General features: G+C 53.8%; 16 protein-coding genes. 9 read left to right on the forward strand and 7 right to left on the reverse strand.

Annotated features, from left to right (window positions below):
• Nucleotides 1-9 precede the first annotated feature (9 nt).
• Both F8R23_RS03415 and F8R23_RS03420 read left to right on the forward strand, forming a co-directional pair.
• A complete protein-coding gene (locus tag F8R23_RS03415; protein WP_129938123.1) occupies nt 10-2,070 on the forward strand; it encodes a beta-galactosidase in 2,061 nt (686 codons plus the stop codon).
• A gap of 68 nt (nt 2,071-2,138) precedes the next feature.
• The gene (locus F8R23_RS03420; RefSeq protein ID WP_129938124.1) at nt 2,139-2,456 is read left to right on the forward strand and encodes a PTS sugar transporter subunit IIB; all 318 of its coding nucleotides are present in this window, start codon (nt 2,139-2,141) and stop codon (nt 2,454-2,456) included.
• Between the two features lie 137 nt (nt 2,457-2,593).
• On the opposite strand, the gene F8R23_RS03425 is transcribed toward F8R23_RS03420, so the two are convergent.
• Nucleotides 2,594-3,859: a maltoporin gene (locus F8R23_RS03425; RefSeq protein ID WP_129938125.1), complete on the reverse strand. Its 1,266-nt coding sequence runs from the start codon at nt 3,857-3,859 to the stop codon at nt 2,594-2,596.
• A gap of 265 nt (nt 3,860-4,124) precedes the next feature.
• Between F8R23_RS03425 and F8R23_RS03430 the strand changes: the two genes are divergently transcribed.
• On the forward strand, nt 4,125-5,198 hold the full coding sequence (locus tag F8R23_RS03430) for a LacI family DNA-binding transcriptional regulator (RefSeq protein ID WP_129938126.1): 1,074 nt from the start codon (nt 4,125-4,127) through the stop codon (nt 5,196-5,198).
• 109 nt (nt 5,199-5,307) lie between these two features.
• On the opposite strand, the gene F8R23_RS03435 is transcribed toward F8R23_RS03430, so the two are convergent.
• The 4 genes from F8R23_RS03435 to F8R23_RS03450 all read right to left on the reverse strand — a co-directional run bounded on the left by F8R23_RS03435 (nt 5,308) and on the right by F8R23_RS03450 (nt 7,589).
• Nucleotides 5,308-5,502 (reverse strand): ribbon-helix-helix protein, CopG family, encoded by a 195-nt coding sequence (locus tag F8R23_RS03435; protein WP_085116739.1) that lies wholly within the window; start codon nt 5,500-5,502, stop codon nt 5,308-5,310.
• Nucleotides 5,503-5,558: 56 nt separating this feature from the next.
• Nucleotides 5,559-6,347: a spermidine synthase gene (locus F8R23_RS03440; protein WP_129934687.1), complete on the reverse strand. Its 789-nt coding sequence runs from the start codon at nt 6,345-6,347 to the stop codon at nt 5,559-5,561.
• 35 nt (nt 6,348-6,382) lie between these two features.
• Complete coding sequence (gene fabZ / locus F8R23_RS03445; protein WP_099061984.1) at nt 6,383-6,838, reverse strand: 3-hydroxyacyl-ACP dehydratase FabZ; 456 nt, start codon at nt 6,836-6,838, stop codon at nt 6,383-6,385.
• Between the two features lie 256 nt (nt 6,839-7,094).
• On the reverse strand, nt 7,095-7,589 hold the full coding sequence (locus tag F8R23_RS03450; RefSeq protein ID WP_012145114.1) for a TIGR00645 family protein: 495 nt from the start codon (nt 7,587-7,589) through the stop codon (nt 7,095-7,097).
• A gap of 310 nt (nt 7,590-7,899) precedes the next feature.
• On the opposite strand from F8R23_RS03450, the gene F8R23_RS03455 reads away from it, so the two are divergent.
• The 3 genes from F8R23_RS03455 to F8R23_RS03465 all read left to right on the forward strand — a co-directional run bounded on the left by F8R23_RS03455 (nt 7,900) and on the right by F8R23_RS03465 (nt 12,949).
• Nucleotides 7,900-9,372 (forward strand): serralysin family metalloprotease, encoded by a 1,473-nt coding sequence (locus F8R23_RS03455; RefSeq protein ID WP_151415268.1) that lies wholly within the window; start codon nt 7,900-7,902, stop codon nt 9,370-9,372.
• Between the two features lie 320 nt (nt 9,373-9,692).
• Nucleotides 9,693-12,050, forward strand: a complete 2,358-nt coding sequence (locus F8R23_RS03460) for a TonB-dependent receptor domain-containing protein (RefSeq protein WP_151415269.1) — start codon at nt 9,693-9,695, stop codon at nt 12,048-12,050.
• Nucleotides 12,051-12,130: 80 nt separating this feature from the next.
• Nucleotides 12,131-12,949, forward strand: a complete 819-nt coding sequence (locus tag F8R23_RS03465) for a heme/hemin ABC transporter substrate-binding protein (RefSeq protein WP_129934684.1) — start codon at nt 12,131-12,133, stop codon at nt 12,947-12,949.
• Here the strand turns inward: F8R23_RS03465 and F8R23_RS03470 are convergent.
• Both F8R23_RS03470 and F8R23_RS03475 read right to left on the reverse strand, forming a co-directional pair.
• Nucleotides 12,946-13,239, reverse strand: a complete 294-nt coding sequence (locus tag F8R23_RS03470; protein ID WP_129934683.1) for an Rdx family protein — start codon at nt 13,237-13,239, stop codon at nt 12,946-12,948. The two genes, F8R23_RS03465 and F8R23_RS03470, sit on opposite strands and share 4 nt — an antisense overlap.
• Before the next feature lie 76 nt (nt 13,240-13,315).
• Nucleotides 13,316-15,274 carry a sigma-54-dependent Fis family transcriptional regulator gene (locus F8R23_RS03475; protein ID WP_151415270.1) on the reverse strand — a complete coding sequence of 653 codons (1,959 nt, stop codon included), beginning with the start codon at nt 15,272-15,274 and terminating at the stop codon, nt 13,316-13,318.
• A 194-nt stretch (nt 15,275-15,468) separates the two neighbouring features.
• On the opposite strand from F8R23_RS03475, the gene F8R23_RS03480 reads away from it, so the two are divergent.
• The 3 genes from F8R23_RS03480 (at nt 15,469) to F8R23_RS03490 (ending at nt 18,281) form a co-directional block, all read left to right on the forward strand.
• On the forward strand, nt 15,469-16,485 hold the full coding sequence (locus tag F8R23_RS03480) for a Gfo/Idh/MocA family oxidoreductase (RefSeq protein ID WP_129934681.1): 1,017 nt from the start codon (nt 15,469-15,471) through the stop codon (nt 16,483-16,485).
• Nucleotides 16,485-17,264: a TIM barrel protein gene (locus tag F8R23_RS03485; protein ID WP_129934680.1), complete on the forward strand. Its 780-nt coding sequence runs from the start codon at nt 16,485-16,487 to the stop codon at nt 17,262-17,264. Before F8R23_RS03480 ends, F8R23_RS03485 begins: the two co-directional genes overlap by 1 nt.
• Before the next feature lie 93 nt (nt 17,265-17,357).
• Entirely contained in the window at nt 17,358-18,281 is a 924-nt protein-coding gene (locus F8R23_RS03490; protein ID WP_129934679.1) for a substrate-binding domain-containing protein, read from the forward strand.
• The last annotated feature ends 6 nt before the right edge of the window (nt 18,282-18,287 follow it).

Consider the following 18,287-nt stretch of genomic DNA (forward strand, 5'->3'; position numbering starts at 1 on the left):
GGAATTATAATGAATAAATTTCCGCCTTTGAGTGCCAAGGTGCCGGGGCTATTACATGGTGCAGACTACAACCCGGAGCAATGGGGTAATTATCCTGACGTGATAGAAATGGATATGCAGATGATGACAGAAGCCCACTGCAATATTATGTCAGTGGGCATATTCAGTTGGTCGAAGTTAGAGCCCGAAGAAGGAATATATCAATTTGATTGGCTGGATGGGGTACTGAATAAGTTATTTCAGCAGGGTATTCATGTGTTTCTGGCCACGCCAAGCGGTGCACGACCTGCGTGGATGTCGCAGAAATACCCGGAAGTGCTGCGCGTGGGGCGAGACCGGGTGCAGGCTTTGCACGGCGGTCGACATAACCACTGCCTGTCATCCCCGGTGTATCGCCGTAAGGTGAATGAAATTAACCAGCAGTTGGCGCAACGTTACGCGCAGCATCCGGCAGTGATTGGCTGGCATATTTCCAATGAATACAGTGGTGAATGCCACTGCAGCCGTTGCCAGAGTGCTTTCCGTCAGTGGGTGCAGCAGCGTTACCAAACGCTGGAGCGACTGAACGAGGCCTGGTGGAGCGATTTCTGGAGCCACACTTACAGCGACTGGTCGCAGATTGAGTCACCGGCACCGCAAGGTGAGGTCTCCATTCATGGTTTGAATCTGGACTGGCGGCGTTTTTGCAGCAGCCAGGCCACCGACTTCTGTGCACAGGAAATTGTGCCACTGAAGGCGGCCAACCCATTGTTACCGGCCACCACCAACTTTATGGAATATTTCTATGATTACGATTATTGGCAGATGTCGAAAGTCATAGATTTTATTTCCTGGGACAGCTACCCGATGTGGCATAACCAGCAGGATGAAACCGGGTTGGCCTGCTATACCGCCATGTTCCACGATCTGATGCGCAGCCTGAAGCAAGGCCAGCCTTTTGTGCTGATGGAGTCGACGCCAAGCGTGACCAACTGGCAGCCGACCAGCAAGCTGAAGAAGCCGGGGATGCATATCCTGTCCTCACTGCAGGCGGTGGCCCACGGTGCGGATTCGGTGCAGTACTTCCAGTGGCGCAAAAGCCGTGGTTCGGTGGAAAAATTCCATGGGGCGGTGATTGATCACTCCGGGCGACTGGATACCCGCGTCGGTAAAGAGGTGTGTGAGTTGGGCCGCCTATTGGCCGCTATGGCCCCAGTGGCAGGCAGTCGGGTTGAGGCTCGGGTCGCGATTATCTTCGACTGGGAAAGCCGCTGGGCAATGGATGATGCCCAGGGACCACGCAATATCGGGCTGCATTATGAACAAACGGTCGTGGAGCACTATCGACCGTTTTGGGAACAGGGCATCGCGGTGGATATTATTAACGCCGACAGCGATCTTTCGGGTTACCAACTGGTGATTGCCCCGATGCTCTATATGGTGCGTGAAGGTTTCGCCGAGCGAGCTGAAGCCTTCGTTCGGCAGGGCGGTCAGTGGGTTGCCAGCTACTGGAGTGGCATCGTCAATGAGAGCGACCTGTGCTATCTCGGTGGCTTCCCGGGGCCATTACGACCGCTGCTGGGAATATGGGCGGAAGAGATTGACAGCCTGACAGAGGGTGAGACCAATAGCATCCGGGGCGTTCCGGGTAACGAACTGGGTCTGCAGGGAAATTATCAGGCGCGTCACCTGTGCGAGTTGATCCATCTGGAGGGAGCTAGTGCGCAGGCAGTCTACGGTGGGGACTTCTATGCCGGGCGTCCGGCGCTGACGGTGAACCGCTTTGGTGAGGGTAAGGCGTGGTATGTCGCTTCGCGGAACGATGCCTCGTTCCAGCGTGATTTCTTTATGGCGATAGCCGAAGAGCTGGCGTTGCCGCGTGCACTGGCCACTTCACTACCGCAGGGGGTTACCGCGCAGCGCCGCACCGATGGTGAGTCTGAATTTGTGATCGTGCAAAACTACAGCGACAACGTAAAAAAACTGTCGCTTCCGGCGATTTATGTCGATATGGCAGACAATCAAACCCAGCAGGGCGAAATGGTTTTGGCGCCCTGGGGCTGTCGTGTATTAACCCGTCGCCTGGCATAGTTTTTCCCCTTACGCCCGTTCAAGTGAACGGGCGTTTTTTTACGTCTGAATGTTGTGAGGAAAATACCATGGTCAGTTTAAAAGCCTTTACGCACTATTTTTCCCATCCTAAACTTCCGCCTGAAGATAATAGCGTTGAAACGTTATTTTTAGACAACCTGATGCAGTACCTCGGCGGGCGAGAGAATATCATTCATGTCGATGCCTGTATTACCCGGTTGCGCGTGACGGTAGCGGATTTATCCAAAGTCGATACACAGGGGTTACAGCAATCGGGTGCGTTGGGAGTGATTATTATAGGTCAGGAGGTGCATGCCATATTTGGCAAGAAATCGGATAATTTGCGAAAATTATTGTCAGAATTATTTCTGACCGATCCAGAATAATAAAAAAATAGATAACCCCTACAGGGGTTATCTATCGACGACAGCAACCGGAGAACATCGTCAAAGAGACCGGTAACAATGATGGGGTATTAATATATTAACCTAGGCGTACGACTATTTTTGCGGATATTTACCTGTTACCACCATGCCTCGACCTGAACGCCAAAGTTCCAGGTATTGCTGGCCGTACCGTCCTGGAATGAATTGCCTTGCTCAGAGTCATTGAGATAGGAAGCGAACACGCGTAATTCAGGGCGTGACATGAACTCCGGCCCATCCGCTAACCCCAGCGCCAGCGTGTACTTCTCGCCGCCTTGCTTGTAGTGGCTACCGTCTTTGTTGTCGTCTTTCTGGTAGAAACCACCGACTTCGCCAATACCCCGAACGTACTGGGTAAATTGGTATTGGGCGCGACCTACCAGGGAAACCAGGTTACTTTTATCAATCGAGTCGCTGATGTCGCTGGCTGAACCCCAGGTCAACACATGGTTGAGTGAGAACTTATCGGTAATCGGGATCAGGCCGGTGTTGATCACCCGGTAACCGGTCGCATCTTGGGTGTTATTCCATACGTCATACCAACCGCCGCCCTGGGACACCATATTTTGTGCCAAGCCTTTGGTCGCGTATTGCAGTACGGTTTTGTTGTAGCCACCCAGTATATCCTGGCTGATTTCTCCGGTCAGCATTACGCCGTTTTTGGCATCATACAAACCGCCATATTCTTTCTGCTTGTTGGTCGGATTTGGCATCGCATAGTCGATACCAAACTCGGTCCAGGCTCCGCTCCAGGGCTTCCAGCCGGCATAGCGCAGATCGAGATAGTTGATGTTGAGGTCGTTATCGTTGTCGACACGGTAATCCACGTCGTTACCATCACCGCGGATCCAGGCTACGGAGAGGGCTCCGGGGCCGAGCGTGTAATTTTCTACACCGGCGCCGGCACCGGAGATGTTCCAATACTTGGTATCAATGATGTGCAGGTCGTGGCGCTGGTAATAACGTTTCCCCCCCCAGATCACCGCATTCGGATCACCGGGTATCAGCCCCTTGATTTGCAGATTAAGCTGGCGTAGTCCGAACTGGGCATCGTCCCCCAGCGTGGTTTCATTGTCGTTGGAACCATCAGATACCATGCTGACCATACTGTCGAGGTAGAAACTGACATCGTTCTTTTTGTAGACCTCGCTACCCAGCTCGATTTCTCCATAGGTATCGGATTCGTTACCCAGACGGCCAATCTTGTTCTTTTGCCACTCTTCTAATCCACCGTCTTGGGAGACGCCAACTCCAGAACGTAGATAACCATGAAAATCGATCCCTGGAACATCGACAGCAAATGCGGCCGGTGTGATAAGCGTTATCGCCAGAGCGACAGGCAGTGTGCGTAATGTTGTTTTCATGTATTCCTCTTGATGTTTTGTAATACGTTCACATTTTGTCAGCAATAAAATGGCTATTCATGACAACACACAATCTGCTTGTTGATTTATTGTGATTTAGTGCAAATAAAATAGCGATATTTGTAACGAAAAGTGAGAAGGATCACGAACGCTATGGATGTGAACGAATAACTTTCATGGAAATTCTTTGGATGTGACCCGGGTAACTATGTTGTGAAGGGGACGCCTGCTACAATTCATACAGAGCAATCACAGGGAATGGGTTATGAAGTCGAAAAGTACCACTTTAGAGGATGTTGCCCGCCATGCCGGCGTGTCTTATCAGACAGTTTCACGGGTATTGAACAAGTCCGCCAATGTATCTGAGGGCACGCGTCGTAAGGTGGAACAATCGATAGAACTGCTCCGCTATGTGCCAAATCGCCTGGCACAGCAACTGGTTGGCAAGCAGAGCCGCACTGTGGGGTTGGTGACCATATCACTGGCACTGCACGCCCCTTCACAGGTGGCGGCGGCGGTAAAACGGTACGCTAATGCGGAAGGTTATCAGGTACTGATTTCCATGATTGATGAGAACGTCAATCATGGCATACAAGATTCGATCAACGATCTAAAATCGCAACGGGTAGAGAAGGTGATCATCAACGTACCGCTGGAAACGGCGGTGGCGGAAAAAATTGCTGCGGACAACGACGACATCACTTGTCTGTTCCTCGACGTCGATCCTTACAGTTCGGTGTTTAACGTTTCCTTCAATCCGGCGGACGGTACCCGTGCCAGCGTGAAGTATCTTTATGAACTGGGGCATCGTGACATTGCCTTGTTGGCTGGTCCGCAGTACTCGATATCGGCCAATTTACGGCTGAAAAACTGGCAGGAAGCGCTGCAGGATTACGGCCTGACGCCGGTCACCGTGCTGCACGGAAATTGGGATGCTCAAAGTGGCTATGCCGGTGCATTGCAGATGCTGCGTGAAACTCCGCATTTTACTGCGGTGCTGGTGGGGAACGATCAGATGGCACTCGGTCTGCTCAGCGCCTTCCATCAGAACCAACTGCCGGTGCCGGGGCAAAAATCGGTAATTGGTTATGATGACGCTTATGAAAGCGCGTTCTTCTTCCCGGCGCTGACCACCGTCTCGCTGGATCTTGACTTGCAGGGCAAGGAAGCCGTCAGGAAGGTGCTTAACACCAGCGAGAGTGAAGTCTCACGTTCCTCGTCCATTCTGTCGGCCAGGTTGGTGATCCGTAATTCAACTGGGCCACGTGAGCAGAATGACAAGGATTTGAAGCAGATTGCCGAACAACTGCGCCAGTTGGCTCAACGTCTGGCACAGTGAGTAAAGTTGCTAAATCATTCACAAAATATCCCAAGCCGTCATCAATGCCGTGACGGCGGGGGTAATCACGCTGCACTTTCAGATGGCGCCAACCGAGCGCCGTCTGACGTCAGGCGTTATCCACACGTGGATTAGAGTGGGTCGGCTGGCTCGGATACTCCACCTGATGTTTTTGCAGATAGTCGCGTATGAGCTGGCGGATCACCTGAGAAGGGGTGACATCCTGTTGCAGACACAAGTCTTCCAACGCTTTTTTCTTGTCAGGATCAATGAGTACGGTCAGACGTGCCGTTTTCTTTTCCATGATGGTGACTCCAGAGAATAATAATCAAATGATAATCGTCAGGCGGCCATACCGCCTCAGCTAAAGTGCAACCGTTCAATCTTGCGCGACAGGAAGCGGAGGTCGCAGTTAAAGCTCGGGCCAATCTCGGCGGACAGGCGGCGCAACAAGCTTAACGGCGTCTCGATTTCGGCCGGTGTCGCATAGATAATCACGTTGCCGCTGGGTGCCACGCAGTACAACACGGTGTTAAACACCCGGTGCAGGCTGTGGTACAGCAGTGAGTTTTGATCGGGCACTTCATGGTAGTTCAGCACTAACCAACCCTGTGGTGAAAGTCGTCCGGCACAGCGCTGAAGAAAGGTTTGCGTTCCTTGTTGCGGATCCATACTGAAGGCGCTGTAGAGATCGGAGAAAATCAAATCATAGTGTCGCGTTACGGCAGCCCGTAAAAAATCGGCCGCATCCGCCACGTGTAATATCACCGTTTCGTCAGTGGGCAAGGTAAAGTAACTTTGGGCAACAGAGATCACCGCCGCACGCAGTTCCACCACTTCCAGTAGCATATTGGAATCATAGGCATGCAGCGCCCGCACCAGGCCCCCTCCGCCCAGACCCAGGATCAATGCAGATGAAGGTGGTTGCCAGGCGACCGCCATCAACATGGTTTTGATGTAGTTGTGAACCGGTACCTGTGGCGCGTCGATGCACATTTTGCTCTGCTCGCAGATGCCGTCAAAACGCAGGGTCCGGTAGCCCTTGTGGTCAGAGACAATAATTTCGCCGCAGTGATCCTGCTCACGGGCAATGACCTGACCGCGAGGCGAGAAATCCAGACTATTGAGCAATTTATCAACCAAAGACATAGTAATTTCGTTAAGCCTCCATCAAAACGGCGGTGTTACTTACGGGCGCACATAAACTCGGCGGTACAGATACGGCGGCCATCTACCGTGGCACGACCGGTAAAGCGGGCAAGGCCGGAGCGTTGTCGGACAAAGGCGACTTCCATGCGCAGTTGATCGCCAGGCCGGGCCGAACGATAGAAACGGGCACGATGAATGGCGGCAAAGTAGTAATGCTCGCCGGGCAACAACGGGCTAAGAAAGTAGTGGGCCAACAGGCCTGTGGTCTGTGCCAGCGCTTCTACCATTAATATGCCGGGAAACACCGTAGTCTGATGGTGGCCGGTCCAAAAGGTCGGTTCATTGGCGGTGATATTTTTGATGGCGCTTAGGCGACCTTCGGCAATAGAGGTGCCGTCAGGCAGGATGCGGTCAACCAGCAGACAGGGAAAGCGGTGTGGCAGGATAGATTGAACGTCCTGAAACTGTATAGGTTTACCATTCAGCGGCATGATTGATTTGGGTCCTGTCAGCGGGACGAAGCTCAGCTTACGCCGGCTTTTGTGCCTGTCGAAGTGTAATAACATTATAATGTTATTATCATCAGATGCACTAAATGAAAATGATCAGACTGGTAAATAGGGGTCTATTAGTGACAATGTCACTAATTAAAGATAATAAGAATATAATTCAATTTATTGATTAATAATATTTTTTGGCAGAAAGGGGAGCGATTAGCCGCCAACAGAGGGTGGCGGCTAACGGGGATCATTTTTTATCGCGGGTCAGTTTATCGAGATAGCCCATCACAAAGGCGGAAAGCACGAAGGTGAGGTGGATGATCACATACCACATCAGCTTATTGTCCGGCACGTTCTTGGCATCCATAAACACTCGCAGCAGGTGGATGGAAGAAATGGCGACAATCGACGCGGCCACCTTGCTCTTCAGCGAGGTGGAGTCCATTTTCCCCAACCAGCTCAGTTTTTCTTTGTCGTCGCTGATATCCAGTTGCGAAACAAAGTTCTCGTAACCCGAGAACATCACCATCACCAGTAATCCACCCACCAGTGCCATATCGATCAACGACAGCAGCGTCAGAACCAAATCCGCTTCTGCGATGGCGAAAATGTTTGGCAGAACGTGGATGATCTCTTGGAAGAATTTTATCGACAGCGCCAACAGGGCCAGCGACAGGCCAAAGTAAACCGGTGCCAGCAGCCAACGAGAGGCGTACATGGCATTTTCTAGAAAGCGTTCCATAGTCATCTGAGTTCGTTACAAAAAGTGGAGCACAGTATAACGCAACAGGCCTGGCAAATGGCAAGTGACCGTGGCGCGATTAAGGGGGATTTCACCGGGGCTGTAGCTGTTCTGGCCGAGGGGGTAATTCCCTCTTGTTATAAGGTGCTTTTATAGCGGTTTACTCCGGCGTGATTTATTTTGCCAATATATATTGAGCTATCTGGAAATCATACTAGGATTTAAATGTCGTCGAATAACATGGCGGCAATCATTTATATCGCGAGCGAATTATATATAACGGAAATGAATTAATCGAATGGAGATGGAGATGGAAAATTCCCTGAATGGAAAAGCAAGCGGTTGGGACAGCGTCAATGATTTGCTGAATTACCATAACAGAGGTAATGGATTAACCCTCAATAATAAGCCTTCTTTTGGTGTGGAGGAGGCCGGTAAACAAATAGCGCGCAGTGAGCAGACCTGGAATGGCATTCATGTTACCGGTCAAGGCGCTACTGTGACTTATTCCTTCCCGGATTGGGATTATAATCAAAGTAATTTAAATTTCCGCTTTGGCGTCAAGAATCAGGACACCGGCCTTAGCGCCTTCACTGCCGATCAACAAGCGCAGGCCAAGCTTTCTCTGCAGTCCTGGGCGGATGTGGCAAACCTTAACTTTGTTGAGGTAGCCCCAGGGCAAAAGTCCAACATTACCTTTGGTAATTATCAGGGCGACGGCCAGGCCTACGCGATTAAGCCTTTTAGCGGTGCCGGCAACGACTACCGCGGGCATAATACCGATGGTCAAAGCTGGTTCAATATCAATTACAAGTATGAAGATGCCCGGGATGGGGTTTACGCCAACCTGCACCCTGAATTGGGTAACTACGGGCGTTTGAGTATCACCCACGAACTGGGGCATACGTTGGGACTGGATCATCCGGGTAAATATAATGCCGATGAAAATAATCCACCCAACTATAGTATGGCGAGTTATGCCGAGGATACCCGCCAGTTCAGCGTGATGAGCTATTGGGATGAAGCTGTTACCGGTGGTGACAACGGCGGCCATTATGCTGCCGCACCGCTGGTTGACGATATTGCCGCTATTCAGTATCTCTATGGCGCCAATACCACTACGCGCACCGGGGATACGGTGTACGGGTTCAATTCCAATACCGACAGGGATTTCTACACGCTGACGGACAGCAACCAGAAGCTGGTGTTCTCCGTCTGGGATGCGGGCGGCAACGATACGCTTGATTTCTCGGGTTATACGCAGAACCAACGCATCAACCTGACGCAAGGCTCCTTCTCTGACGTCGGCGGGTTGACCGGCAACGTATCCATCGCTCTGGGCGCCGTTATTGAAAATGCCATTGGGGGTTCAGGGAATGATGTGATTGTCGGCAATGATGCGGCCAATATTCTCCATGGCGGTGCGGGCAATGACGTTATTTACGGTGGCGGCGGACAGGATCAGCTATTTGGTGGCAGCGGCAAAGATATCTTTGTTTTCGCGGCGGCGAGTGACTCGCCAATCAAATCACCGGATAAGATCATGGACTTTGAAACTGGCATCGACAAAATTGATCTGTCCTTCTTTAATTATGGCGATAACGGCACAGACTTTATTCACTTCGTCGACAGTTTTAGCGGCCAGGCAGGGGAAGCACAGCTAACCTATAATTCACAAAATAATTTAAGTGAATTAGCGCTAAATATAACTGGCCAGGCTACTCCGGATTTCCTGGTTAATATCGTAGGGCAAGCCAATATGGCCACTGACTTTATTGTTTAAATCCGCTGCGGTGGGTTATGCCCACCGTTTTTTAAGGTCTTTGTTCTTCATCCCTCCTGACAGCCTTCTCTCTGACCCGGTACCTGCGCCACTTTGTAAGGATTTCGTAAAAGTTGAGGAATAACCCAGCAATAGATTTAATAGGGTTATATCGATATTGATTATGATAAGCATTGTCATTATCATTTGTTCCATCAAGTCTACGCAGAGAGACCTTTCTTTAAGCATTATTACTTTTTATTAATATCATTTATCCCGGATAACCACCGGGAGACGAAGCAACTGCGAGCGCATACTAATAATTACTGCAGGGCTAACACATGCGCAAAACCTTTAATTACCGGGGAGTTATCGGTCAGTCTTTCCTGTGGGGAACCTTGTTCACCACCGCCTTTAACGTTAATGCCGAGGTAAAGAAAAACTTAACAGAAAAGACCACGCAAAATGAAGAGGAAATAACGGTTGTTGCACCGGTGATTGAGAAGAAAGCCGGTACCATCACCACGATTTCTGCGCAGGATATGCAGAAAAAGGGCGGTAATGACTTCGGTTCGATTATGCGCTATGAACCGCTGATTAGCGCCACCGGCGTTAGTGGCGGCTCGTCCTCAGGTAAAAGCGGATTCGATCGCAGTGGCTATACCGGCTATAACATCCGTGGTCTTGAGAGTAACCGTGTCGGGCTGGATGTCGATGGCATTCCACAACCGGATGCCACCGGGCGAAGCTATGTCAGCCGTGCCGGCCTCAACACCTTTGGTATTGGCCGCGACTATCTTGACCCCTATATGTATGGTCAGGTGGACATCGAGTCAGGGGCCACTTCAACCGAACGTAGCAACACCTCCATCGGCGGTGCGGTGTCGTTTTCACCGAAGTCGGCGGACCAGTACCTGTCACCGACCAAACCGACCTATTTTGGTTACCAAAGCGATTACGACTCCGCTAACCGCAGCTGGCATAACGGCATTACCGCAGCGGCGGGTGATGAACAACTGCGCGGGGTGTTTGTTTATAGCCGCCGCGATGGTCAGGAAACGCGTAACAACAGCGGTACCCACCAGGCTTATCCGGCCAACTGGCATTCCAACGCGTTGATGGCTTCCGGCATCTGGCAGCCGAGTGACGAACATAAACTCACCGGTACAGTGGATTATTACGACAAAACCAACCACACCCACTACGACAGTTGGAACTCGGCCGGCAGCGCCATTCTTGGTACCGCCCAGCAGCAGAGCAATACGCGCCGCTGGGGTATCAGCCTGAAAGATGAATGGACGCCGTTCAATGATTACGTCGACACCCTGACATCGAAAGCTTATTACCAGCAAACCCAGGCGCACGACAACACCTACATGCCGACCAGTACCGGCAGCATGGAACGGGTTTACTCCGACTACAACGTCAACACCTACGGTTTTGAAACGCAGATCGCCAAAACTCTGGGTCGGCATACGCTGAGCGGTGGGCTCAATGGGCGGGTCACCGATACCGAGCGTCCCTTCCGTGAAGAGCCTGCCCCCAGTGCATTTACCGCCATCATGCAGCCGGAGTCAGACAGCCGCAGCTACGTGTTGGGCGGGTTTGTTCAGGACCGGGTCCAGTTTGATCTGGACGGGCACGGTTTTGCCATGGTGCCTGGCGTGCGCGTGACTCACCAGAACACCAAGCCGCAGAACCTGAGCGGCCTGACCACCGGCAGCACGGTGCTGACGGAGTCCGAACTGGAAATGCTGTACGGTAAAAGCAACACCGATACCCAGGTATTACCATCACTCAGCTTCCAGTACGACATTACGCCGGGGTTGATGACCTACCTGCAATACAAACGCGGCGCACAGTTCCCGAATGCCAGCCAGCTTTATGGCTCCTGGAACCTTGGTTCCAGCTACGCGGGTACGGCGCAGTACGCGTTGATCGGCAACGCCGATCTGAAAACCGAGACCAGCAACAATCTGGAATGGGGCGTGAAGGGGGAAGTGGTGGAAGGGGTGACGTTGCGAACCTCGTTGTTCTACAACACCTATAAAAACTTCATCGCCTATACCCGTTATCAGCGTGCCAGCAGCCCAGACCGGTTCACTAACGTGCCTTCCAATATCTACACCATTTATCAGGCGGAAAACCGTGACAAAGCCTACATCTACGGCGGGGAAGTCAGCACCAGGCTGAATTTTGGCACCTGGTTTGAGCAGGTTAACGGCCTGAGCGCCAATTTTGCTCTGGGGTATAACCAGGGTAAATCCAAGTCCAGCTACTCCGGTGACAAGTATGTCGATATCGACAGCGTCGCGCCAATGAAGGCGATAGTGGGCGTGGCGTGGGATGATCCGGCAAAACGCTACGGTGCGGCGGTGACCGCGACCTTTGTCAAAGGCAAACAGGCAACGGCTACCAACCGTGAAAGCTACAACAACGCCAGCGGCGGCACGCTCACCGACTCTACGGCTGAGTATCTGCGCGTGCCGGGTTACGGTCTGGTCGACATGTCGGCCTACTGGCAGGTGGCCCGCAATGTGAAGCTGAGCGGCGGCGTGTATAACATCACCGACAGAAAATACCGCGATTACCTGAGCAGCCGCGAACTCACGGACTCCACCAATCAGGATGCTTACGATAATGCGCTGGCTGTCATGCCGGGAAGAACCTTCCAGCTTGGCGTCAACGTAGATTTCTAAGGCCAGCCTTGACTGCAACAACCGTCTCTCATCTTTGAACGACGGTTGTTGTGTCAGTCATCTTCATAAGGAGCTAGCGGATGCAATCATGGATTATCGGACTACTGATGCTGCCGTTTTCGGTGTTCGCCGGCGAGCGCGTGATAGCTATTGGCGGTGACATCACGGAAATTATTTATGCACTGGGTGCGCAGCAAACGTTGGTCGCACGCGACAGTACCAGCCAGCAACCACCGCAGGCCAGCGAATTGCCGAATGTCGGTTATATGCGCCAGCTCAACGCAGAGGGGATCCTGGCGATGAAACCCACGCTGGTGATCGCCAGTGAACTGGCACAGCCGTCATTGGCCTTGCAGCAGGTTGAGCAGGCCGGAGTTAACGTGGTAACGGTGACCGGCAAACCCGAATTAGGTGTGATTAACCAAAAAATTGCCGTTATTGCAGCCACTTTGGGACGAGTTGCCGAAGGGCAAATTCTGCAGGCCGAACTGGAGCGTCAGATCGCCGCCGTACCTACTCGCCCGCTGCCCGTCAGGGTGCTGTTCATCATGGCGCACACCGGGATAACGGCCATGGGGGCAGGCAATGGCACCGCAGCCGATGGTGCCATTCGCAGCGCCGGCTTGGAAAATGCCATGGCTGGGGTGGCACGTTATCAGTCGTTGACTCAGGAGGGGTTGGTGGCTGCTGCGCCGCAGTTATTGGTAATAGGGAAAGCCAGTCTGCAACGGTTGGGCGGAGAAACCAATCTTTGGACATTACCGGGGTTGGCGTTTACCCCGGCGGGTCAACAACGGCGGCTGTTAGTGATTGATGACAACGCCTTGCTGAGCTTCGGGCTGGCGATGCCGACTGCCATCGGCCAATTGCGACAGGCGGCGCAGGCAGTTATGCCTTAACTTTTAGCCCCTTTATTATCCACATGTCCTAAGGAACGCTCGGGAAAGCAGCGATCGCGCAGACGCTGCTTTAACGCGGCCGCCTCCGGGAACCCACCGTCGATTTTTCGATCCCAAATGACCAGGTCATCAACGGTTACCTGGTAAATGCCTCCGGTGCCGGGAACCAGCGTGACGGAGGCCAAATCGGTGCTGAAAGTATGGAGTAACTCTTGCGCCATCCACGCGGCTCGCAGCAACCAGTTGCATTGCGAGCAGTAATGGATCGTGACGGCAGGGGATGTTTTCATGGGTTGGACCTGAGCGGTAACATTGCCAGCATCATCGGATGCCATGGCAACGCTGTCAATGCCACCACTGTGTCGCTCAGGGGCGAAAAAGCGTTAAATCGATCTGCCATTTATTGATTTTGTTGTACAGCGTGGTTCGCGACAGCCCGAGCATCTGGGCTGCCTGCCTCAAATTGCCGCCATTGGATCCAATCACCTGAATGATATGAGCGCGTTCATTGTCTTCCAGTCGGTTTGAGGGGGCGGCGTCCGTTTCTGGGGGCTTGCGCCGCATATCCTCGGGCAGGTCGCCCACGTCAATCAGTAATCCTTCACACAGGTTCACCATCCGTTCCACCAGGTTTTCCAGTTCGCGCACGTTGCCCGGCCAGGGCCAGGCGTTCAGACAGGCCATCGCCTGCGGTGAAACCTGCGGCGGGACTTTTTTCATCCGCGTACTGAGCTTATGAATGAAGCCGTTAACCAGTCCGGCGATATCTTCCCGGCGTTCACGCAGCGGCGGAACCGGGATCGAGAGCACGTTCAGACGGTAATAGAGATCGCGACGAAACGCGCCGGTCTCCACTGCCTGTACCAGGTCACAATGGGTGGCCGCAATGATGCGCACATTTACTTTTACCGGGTGTGCCGCACCAATTCGCAACACTTCGCTTTCCTGCAGCACGCGTAGCAGGCTGGTTTGGGCTTCCAGCGGCATTTCACCAATTTCATCCAGCAGTAGGGTTCCCCCGTCCGCCAGTTCGAACTTGCCGGCGGAACCGCCACGGCGCGATCCGGTAAAGGCACCGTCTACGTAGCCAAACAGCTCGCTTTGCACTAAATCGCGCGGTAAGGCTCCGCAGTTGACGGCGACAAAGGGTTCGTTGCAACGCCTACCGCCGTTGTGGATCGCCTGGGCAAACAACTCCTTGCCGGTGCCGCTTTCGCCGGTCAACAGCACCGTGCTGTCACTGCGGCTGCAAGTGCGCGCCTGCGTGATTGCCTCGCGCATGCGGCTGGAGTGGCCGTAAATCATTTCAAAGGTATAGCTGGCGCTGACCCCCATCACCCGGCGGGTAATGGCGCGGATACGCTGGTTCTCTCGCACGGAGAGCACCCGGCCGTCATCCGGCGCGGGCATCAGGGAAATCACGCAGGAAAGGGCGGGCTTGCCTGCCGGCATAAACACCATTTCACGGTCGTTGCAAAACGGCATGGTCAGCAGTGAACCGGATTGTGGGCGCAGTAACTCATCGATAGAGAGGTTACCCGGCTCCAGGCCGTCAAAAATCTGGCGGGCATAGCGATTAACGGTTTTCAACTGCCCGTGGCGATCGCAAACCATTACACCTTCATTCAGGGTTTCCAGAATCGACTGTTGTTCGGCCAGCAGCCGGTGCAGCTTTAGTTGCTGACCAACGGCCTCTGCCGCCGCCTGCACGGTGCCCAGCGTATGGGCATTGAAATTATCCGGCGTGGCGGTGAGCGTCAGCACGCCAATCATCGCTCCCTCGGCGTTACGTACCGGTGCGGCGGCACACTGACGATGCCGTTGGCGCAGACCCAACTTCCAGTTCTCGCCGCTTAATACATATACCAGGCGCTGTTCCAACAGGCAGCGTGCGGTGCAGTTGGTGCCCTGAACCTCTTCACGCAGAATGCTGCCAACCGGCGTCAGGTCGGCGCCACAGTAGTGAAGGGTGACGCCGTTGGCATCGGTCAGATTGATGTGCCCGTCGGGATTGTAGGCTAACAGGTTTTCCATGATGCTTCGCGCCACGGTAATCAGCTCGGCGTTGTGCAACAGGATGGCCTGTAGCTGGTCTGCCGGAGGTGCGTGATAGACAAACTCATCGGGGTCAATACCGTACTCCCGCGAGCGCCGCCAGGATTGCAGGATCGATTTGCGTATCCAACCCGGCTGACCTCCCTCGTTGAATGCCTGCCAGCCTTGCCAAAATAGGCTGTCCCATTCACCGGCCTCTGGCCCTTCCGGCAGGCTGAAGATCGGGTCGCTCTCATCTTTGATTGGCATCAGGCCAGCGGCGGTGTGCATCGGCAGCTCCGTTTTGGAATGTAATGTCCATTTTATTGACATGTGAAATTGACATGTCAATTTAGTTGTCACTTTGTTACGCCTATCTGTGCAATGCCTCACAATTTCCCCGCGTTTCAAGCTGGCATCCCCTTTGCACTACCGCTAGTGAACTCTGTTGCCCGTGAGGGCGTAACCCCACATAAGGAATCACTATGAGTCATTCACCCAAAATCCTGCGCGTTGGTCTGATTGGTGCCGGCCGCATGGGCAGCTTTCATGCAGAATCGCTGGCGCGGCGAGTGCCGGGCGCAGTGTTGGTCGCGGTGGCCGATCCGTTACCGGGGGCGGCACAGCGGCTGGCGGAACGTCTGGGTGTGGAGGCCTATAGCGATTTGCAGGCGATGCTGGATGATCCGGCCATTGATGCCGTCGTCATCGCTTCTCCGGCGCGTACGCATGCGCAGTGGGTGGTAGCGGCAGCCAAGGCCGGTAAGCACGTGTTCTGTGAAAAGCCGATGGCCGTCACGCTGGAGGAAGCGGATAACGCCATTACCGCCGCAAACCGGGCGGGCGTGGTCCTGCAGGTGGGCTTTAATCGCCGTTTTGTCGCCGGGTTTGCCGCCGCTATTGCCTCCGTCAAGTCAGGGGAGAATGGCACCACCCAGCTGTCGCGCTCGGTCACGCGCGACCCGCAGTTACGCGATCCCGCGCCGATCCCGGCCTGGACCATCTTTCTGGAAACCCTGATCCACGATTTTGACACGCTGCTGCATTTCAACCCTGGGGCCCGGCCGGTGGAAGTGTATGCACTGGCGGATGCACTGGTACGTCCGGACTTCAAGGATCGGGGGCTACTGGACACGGCGGTGGTGACCATTCGCTTTGATAATGGGGCTATCGCCACCGCCGAAGCCAATTTCCAGGCGGTCTACGGCTATGACGTGCGTGGTGAAGTGTTCGGCAGCCAGGGCATGCTGCAGGCGGGCAATATCAACTTGAATAACTGCGTGCGCTATCACGCCGGCGGCATCGCCATTGAGACCTCACGACAGGATACCGATTTGCTGCATGACGCCTACGTGGCGGAGCTGACCGAGTTCGCCCAGTGCATTCAGCAAGGGCAAAAACCTCGGGCCACTGGCCAGGATGCACGCAATGCGCTGGAAATCGCGCTGGCCTGTATTGCGTCGGTGCAGCAGGGCAAACCGATCAAACTGGGAGATCAATAATGGCCAATTATCAGTTGTCCGTTTGCGCCGAAATGGTGTTTCTCGATCTGCCGTTTGTCGAACGCGTGGCGCGTATTGATGCACTCGGTTTTGGCGTTGAAATCTGGAACTGGGGCAATAAAGACCTTGATGCTTTGGTGGCTACCGGAGCGCGCTTTACCTCGATGACCGGCTATCTCAGCGGTAATCTGACCGATGAAGAGGACATCGCCCAACTGTTGCACAGCGCCCGGCAATCGCTGGTCGTGGCGCAGCGCTTAAACTGCCCGAGTTTGAACCTGCATGGCACCGGCCTGGACTCGCAAGGGCTGCCGGTGAAGCCGGTGCAGGTGGTAACAGGTGCCATGTGGATGAAGGCGGCCGAGACGCTGACCCGATTGGCGCAGATGGGCGAGGAGGCCGACAAAGTCTTCACGCTGGAAAACCTCAACCTGCCGCTGGATCACCCGGGTACGCCTTTTGCCAAAGCCGGCGACACGCTGGCTCTGGTGGAGGCAGTTAACCGCCCGGGGCTGAAGATGAATCTCGATCTTTATCATGCGCAAATTGGCGAGGGTAATTTGATTGCACTGATCCGCCGCTGCGGTCCGGCGATCGGTGAAATCCAGGTGGCTGATGTGCCGGGGCGAAAACAACCCGGTACCGGCGAAATAAACTACCGCGCCATCGCCCGCACGTTGGACGAAATAGGCTATCAGGGCGTGGTGGCGATGGAGGGCTGGGCAGCCGGTGACAGCACCGAGGCGCTGCAACAGTTCCGTGACCATTTCACCCTCTAATCCTAAGCCGGTCGGGTAGTGGTCTGTTACCCGGGATAAGCAGTGATGCGTTGATTTTAATAATAAATAAACCTCAACCTACAGGATGTCATCATGAAAACAAAAACGTTGCTGTTGCTTCTGCTGAGCCTGGTTATGACCTTCAGCGTCCAGGCGAAAACCTATAAGGTCGGCGTGGCACTGGCCAATTTCGATCTTAATTTTGTCTCTATTCTGCGCTCGCAGATGGTCAGCGAGTTGAAACTGCTGAACATGGACGGTCAGTTTGTCGATGCCAAGGGGGACGTGGCGCTTCAGGTACAGCAGGTAGATGACTTTATCAACCTGGGGGTAGACGCGATTATCCTCAACCCGGTCGATACCCAGGGGGTGAAACCGATGATGGATGCCGCCGAACGCGCCAACATTCCACTGATTTTCGTTAACCGTAAACCCGAGCTGAAATTGGGCAAGACCATGGCCTATGTCGGCTCCGACTCGGCGGCGGGCGGTGAGATGCAAATGGAAGCGCTGGCGGAAAAAATGAACTACCGCGGCAACGTGGCAATCCTGATGGGGGCGCTGTCCAATGAAGAAGCGCGTGAGCGTACCCGTGCAGTGGAAGCGGTGATCGCCAAGTACAAGGACATGAAAGTACTGGAGAAGCAGACCGCCAGATGGCAGCGTAATGAAGCTGTGGACGTGGTGTCCGGCTGGCTGCTGAATGGCCGCCCGATTGACGCTATTGCTGCCAACAATGATGAAATGGCAATCGGTGCCATCATGGCGCTGAACCAGGCCAAAAATAAAACCATTCTGGTGGCGGGTATTGACGGTACACCGGATGGTCAGCAGTTTATCAAAAACGGCAGCATGACCCTGACCATCTTCCAGGACGCCAAAGGCCAGGCCACCGGCGCGGTGCAGGTGACCCAGGCGCTGCTGGAAAAACAAAAAACCGAGCCGTATCACTGGGTGCCTTATAAAATCATCACCCAGGATAATCTGGCCCAGTTTATGGCGGCTACTCCGAAATAAGACCCA

The sequence above is a fragment of the Serratia proteamaculans genome (genome assembly GCF_008830365.1).
In the GTDB taxonomy this organism is placed as follows: domain Bacteria; phylum Pseudomonadota; class Gammaproteobacteria; order Enterobacterales; family Enterobacteriaceae; genus Serratia; species Serratia proteamaculans.

What these genes read in the sequence shown, in the direction of transcription:
- F8R23_RS03415 (WP_129938123.1), top strand. Translation starts at nt 10, where the DNA reads ATGAATAAATTTCCGCCTTTGAGTGCCAAGGTGCCGGGGCTATTACAT.
- F8R23_RS03420 (WP_129938124.1), top strand. Translation starts at nt 2,139, where the DNA reads ATGGTCAGTTTAAAAGCCTTTACGCACTATTTTTCCCATCCTAAACTT.
- F8R23_RS03425 (WP_129938125.1), bottom strand. Translation starts at nt 3,859, where the DNA reads ATGAAAACAACATTACGCACACTGCCTGTCGCTCTGGCGATAACGCTT.
- F8R23_RS03430 (WP_129938126.1), top strand. Translation starts at nt 4,125, where the DNA reads ATGAAGTCGAAAAGTACCACTTTAGAGGATGTTGCCCGCCATGCCGGC.
- F8R23_RS03435 (WP_085116739.1), bottom strand. Translation starts at nt 5,502, where the DNA reads ATGGAAAAGAAAACGGCACGTCTGACCGTACTCATTGATCCTGACAAG.
- F8R23_RS03440 (WP_129934687.1), bottom strand. Translation starts at nt 6,347, where the DNA reads ATGTCTTTGGTTGATAAATTGCTCAATAGTCTGGATTTCTCGCCTCGC.
- fabZ (WP_099061984.1), bottom strand. Translation starts at nt 6,838, where the DNA reads ATGCCGCTGAATGGTAAACCTATACAGTTTCAGGACGTTCAATCTATC.
- F8R23_RS03450 (WP_012145114.1), bottom strand. Translation starts at nt 7,589, where the DNA reads ATGGAACGCTTTCTAGAAAATGCCATGTACGCCTCTCGTTGGCTGCTG.
- F8R23_RS03455 (WP_151415268.1), top strand. Translation starts at nt 7,900, where the DNA reads ATGGAAAATTCCCTGAATGGAAAAGCAAGCGGTTGGGACAGCGTCAAT.
- F8R23_RS03460 (WP_151415269.1), top strand. Translation starts at nt 9,693, where the DNA reads ATGCGCAAAACCTTTAATTACCGGGGAGTTATCGGTCAGTCTTTCCTG.
- F8R23_RS03465 (WP_129934684.1), top strand. Translation starts at nt 12,131, where the DNA reads ATGCAATCATGGATTATCGGACTACTGATGCTGCCGTTTTCGGTGTTC.
- F8R23_RS03470 (WP_129934683.1), bottom strand. Translation starts at nt 13,239, where the DNA reads ATGAAAACATCCCCTGCCGTCACGATCCATTACTGCTCGCAATGCAAC.
- F8R23_RS03475 (WP_151415270.1), bottom strand. Translation starts at nt 15,274, where the DNA reads ATGCACACCGCCGCTGGCCTGATGCCAATCAAAGATGAGAGCGACCCG.
- F8R23_RS03480 (WP_129934681.1), top strand. Translation starts at nt 15,469, where the DNA reads ATGAGTCATTCACCCAAAATCCTGCGCGTTGGTCTGATTGGTGCCGGC.
- F8R23_RS03485 (WP_129934680.1), top strand. Translation starts at nt 16,485, where the DNA reads ATGGCCAATTATCAGTTGTCCGTTTGCGCCGAAATGGTGTTTCTCGAT.
- F8R23_RS03490 (WP_129934679.1), top strand. Translation starts at nt 17,358, where the DNA reads ATGAAAACAAAAACGTTGCTGTTGCTTCTGCTGAGCCTGGTTATGACC.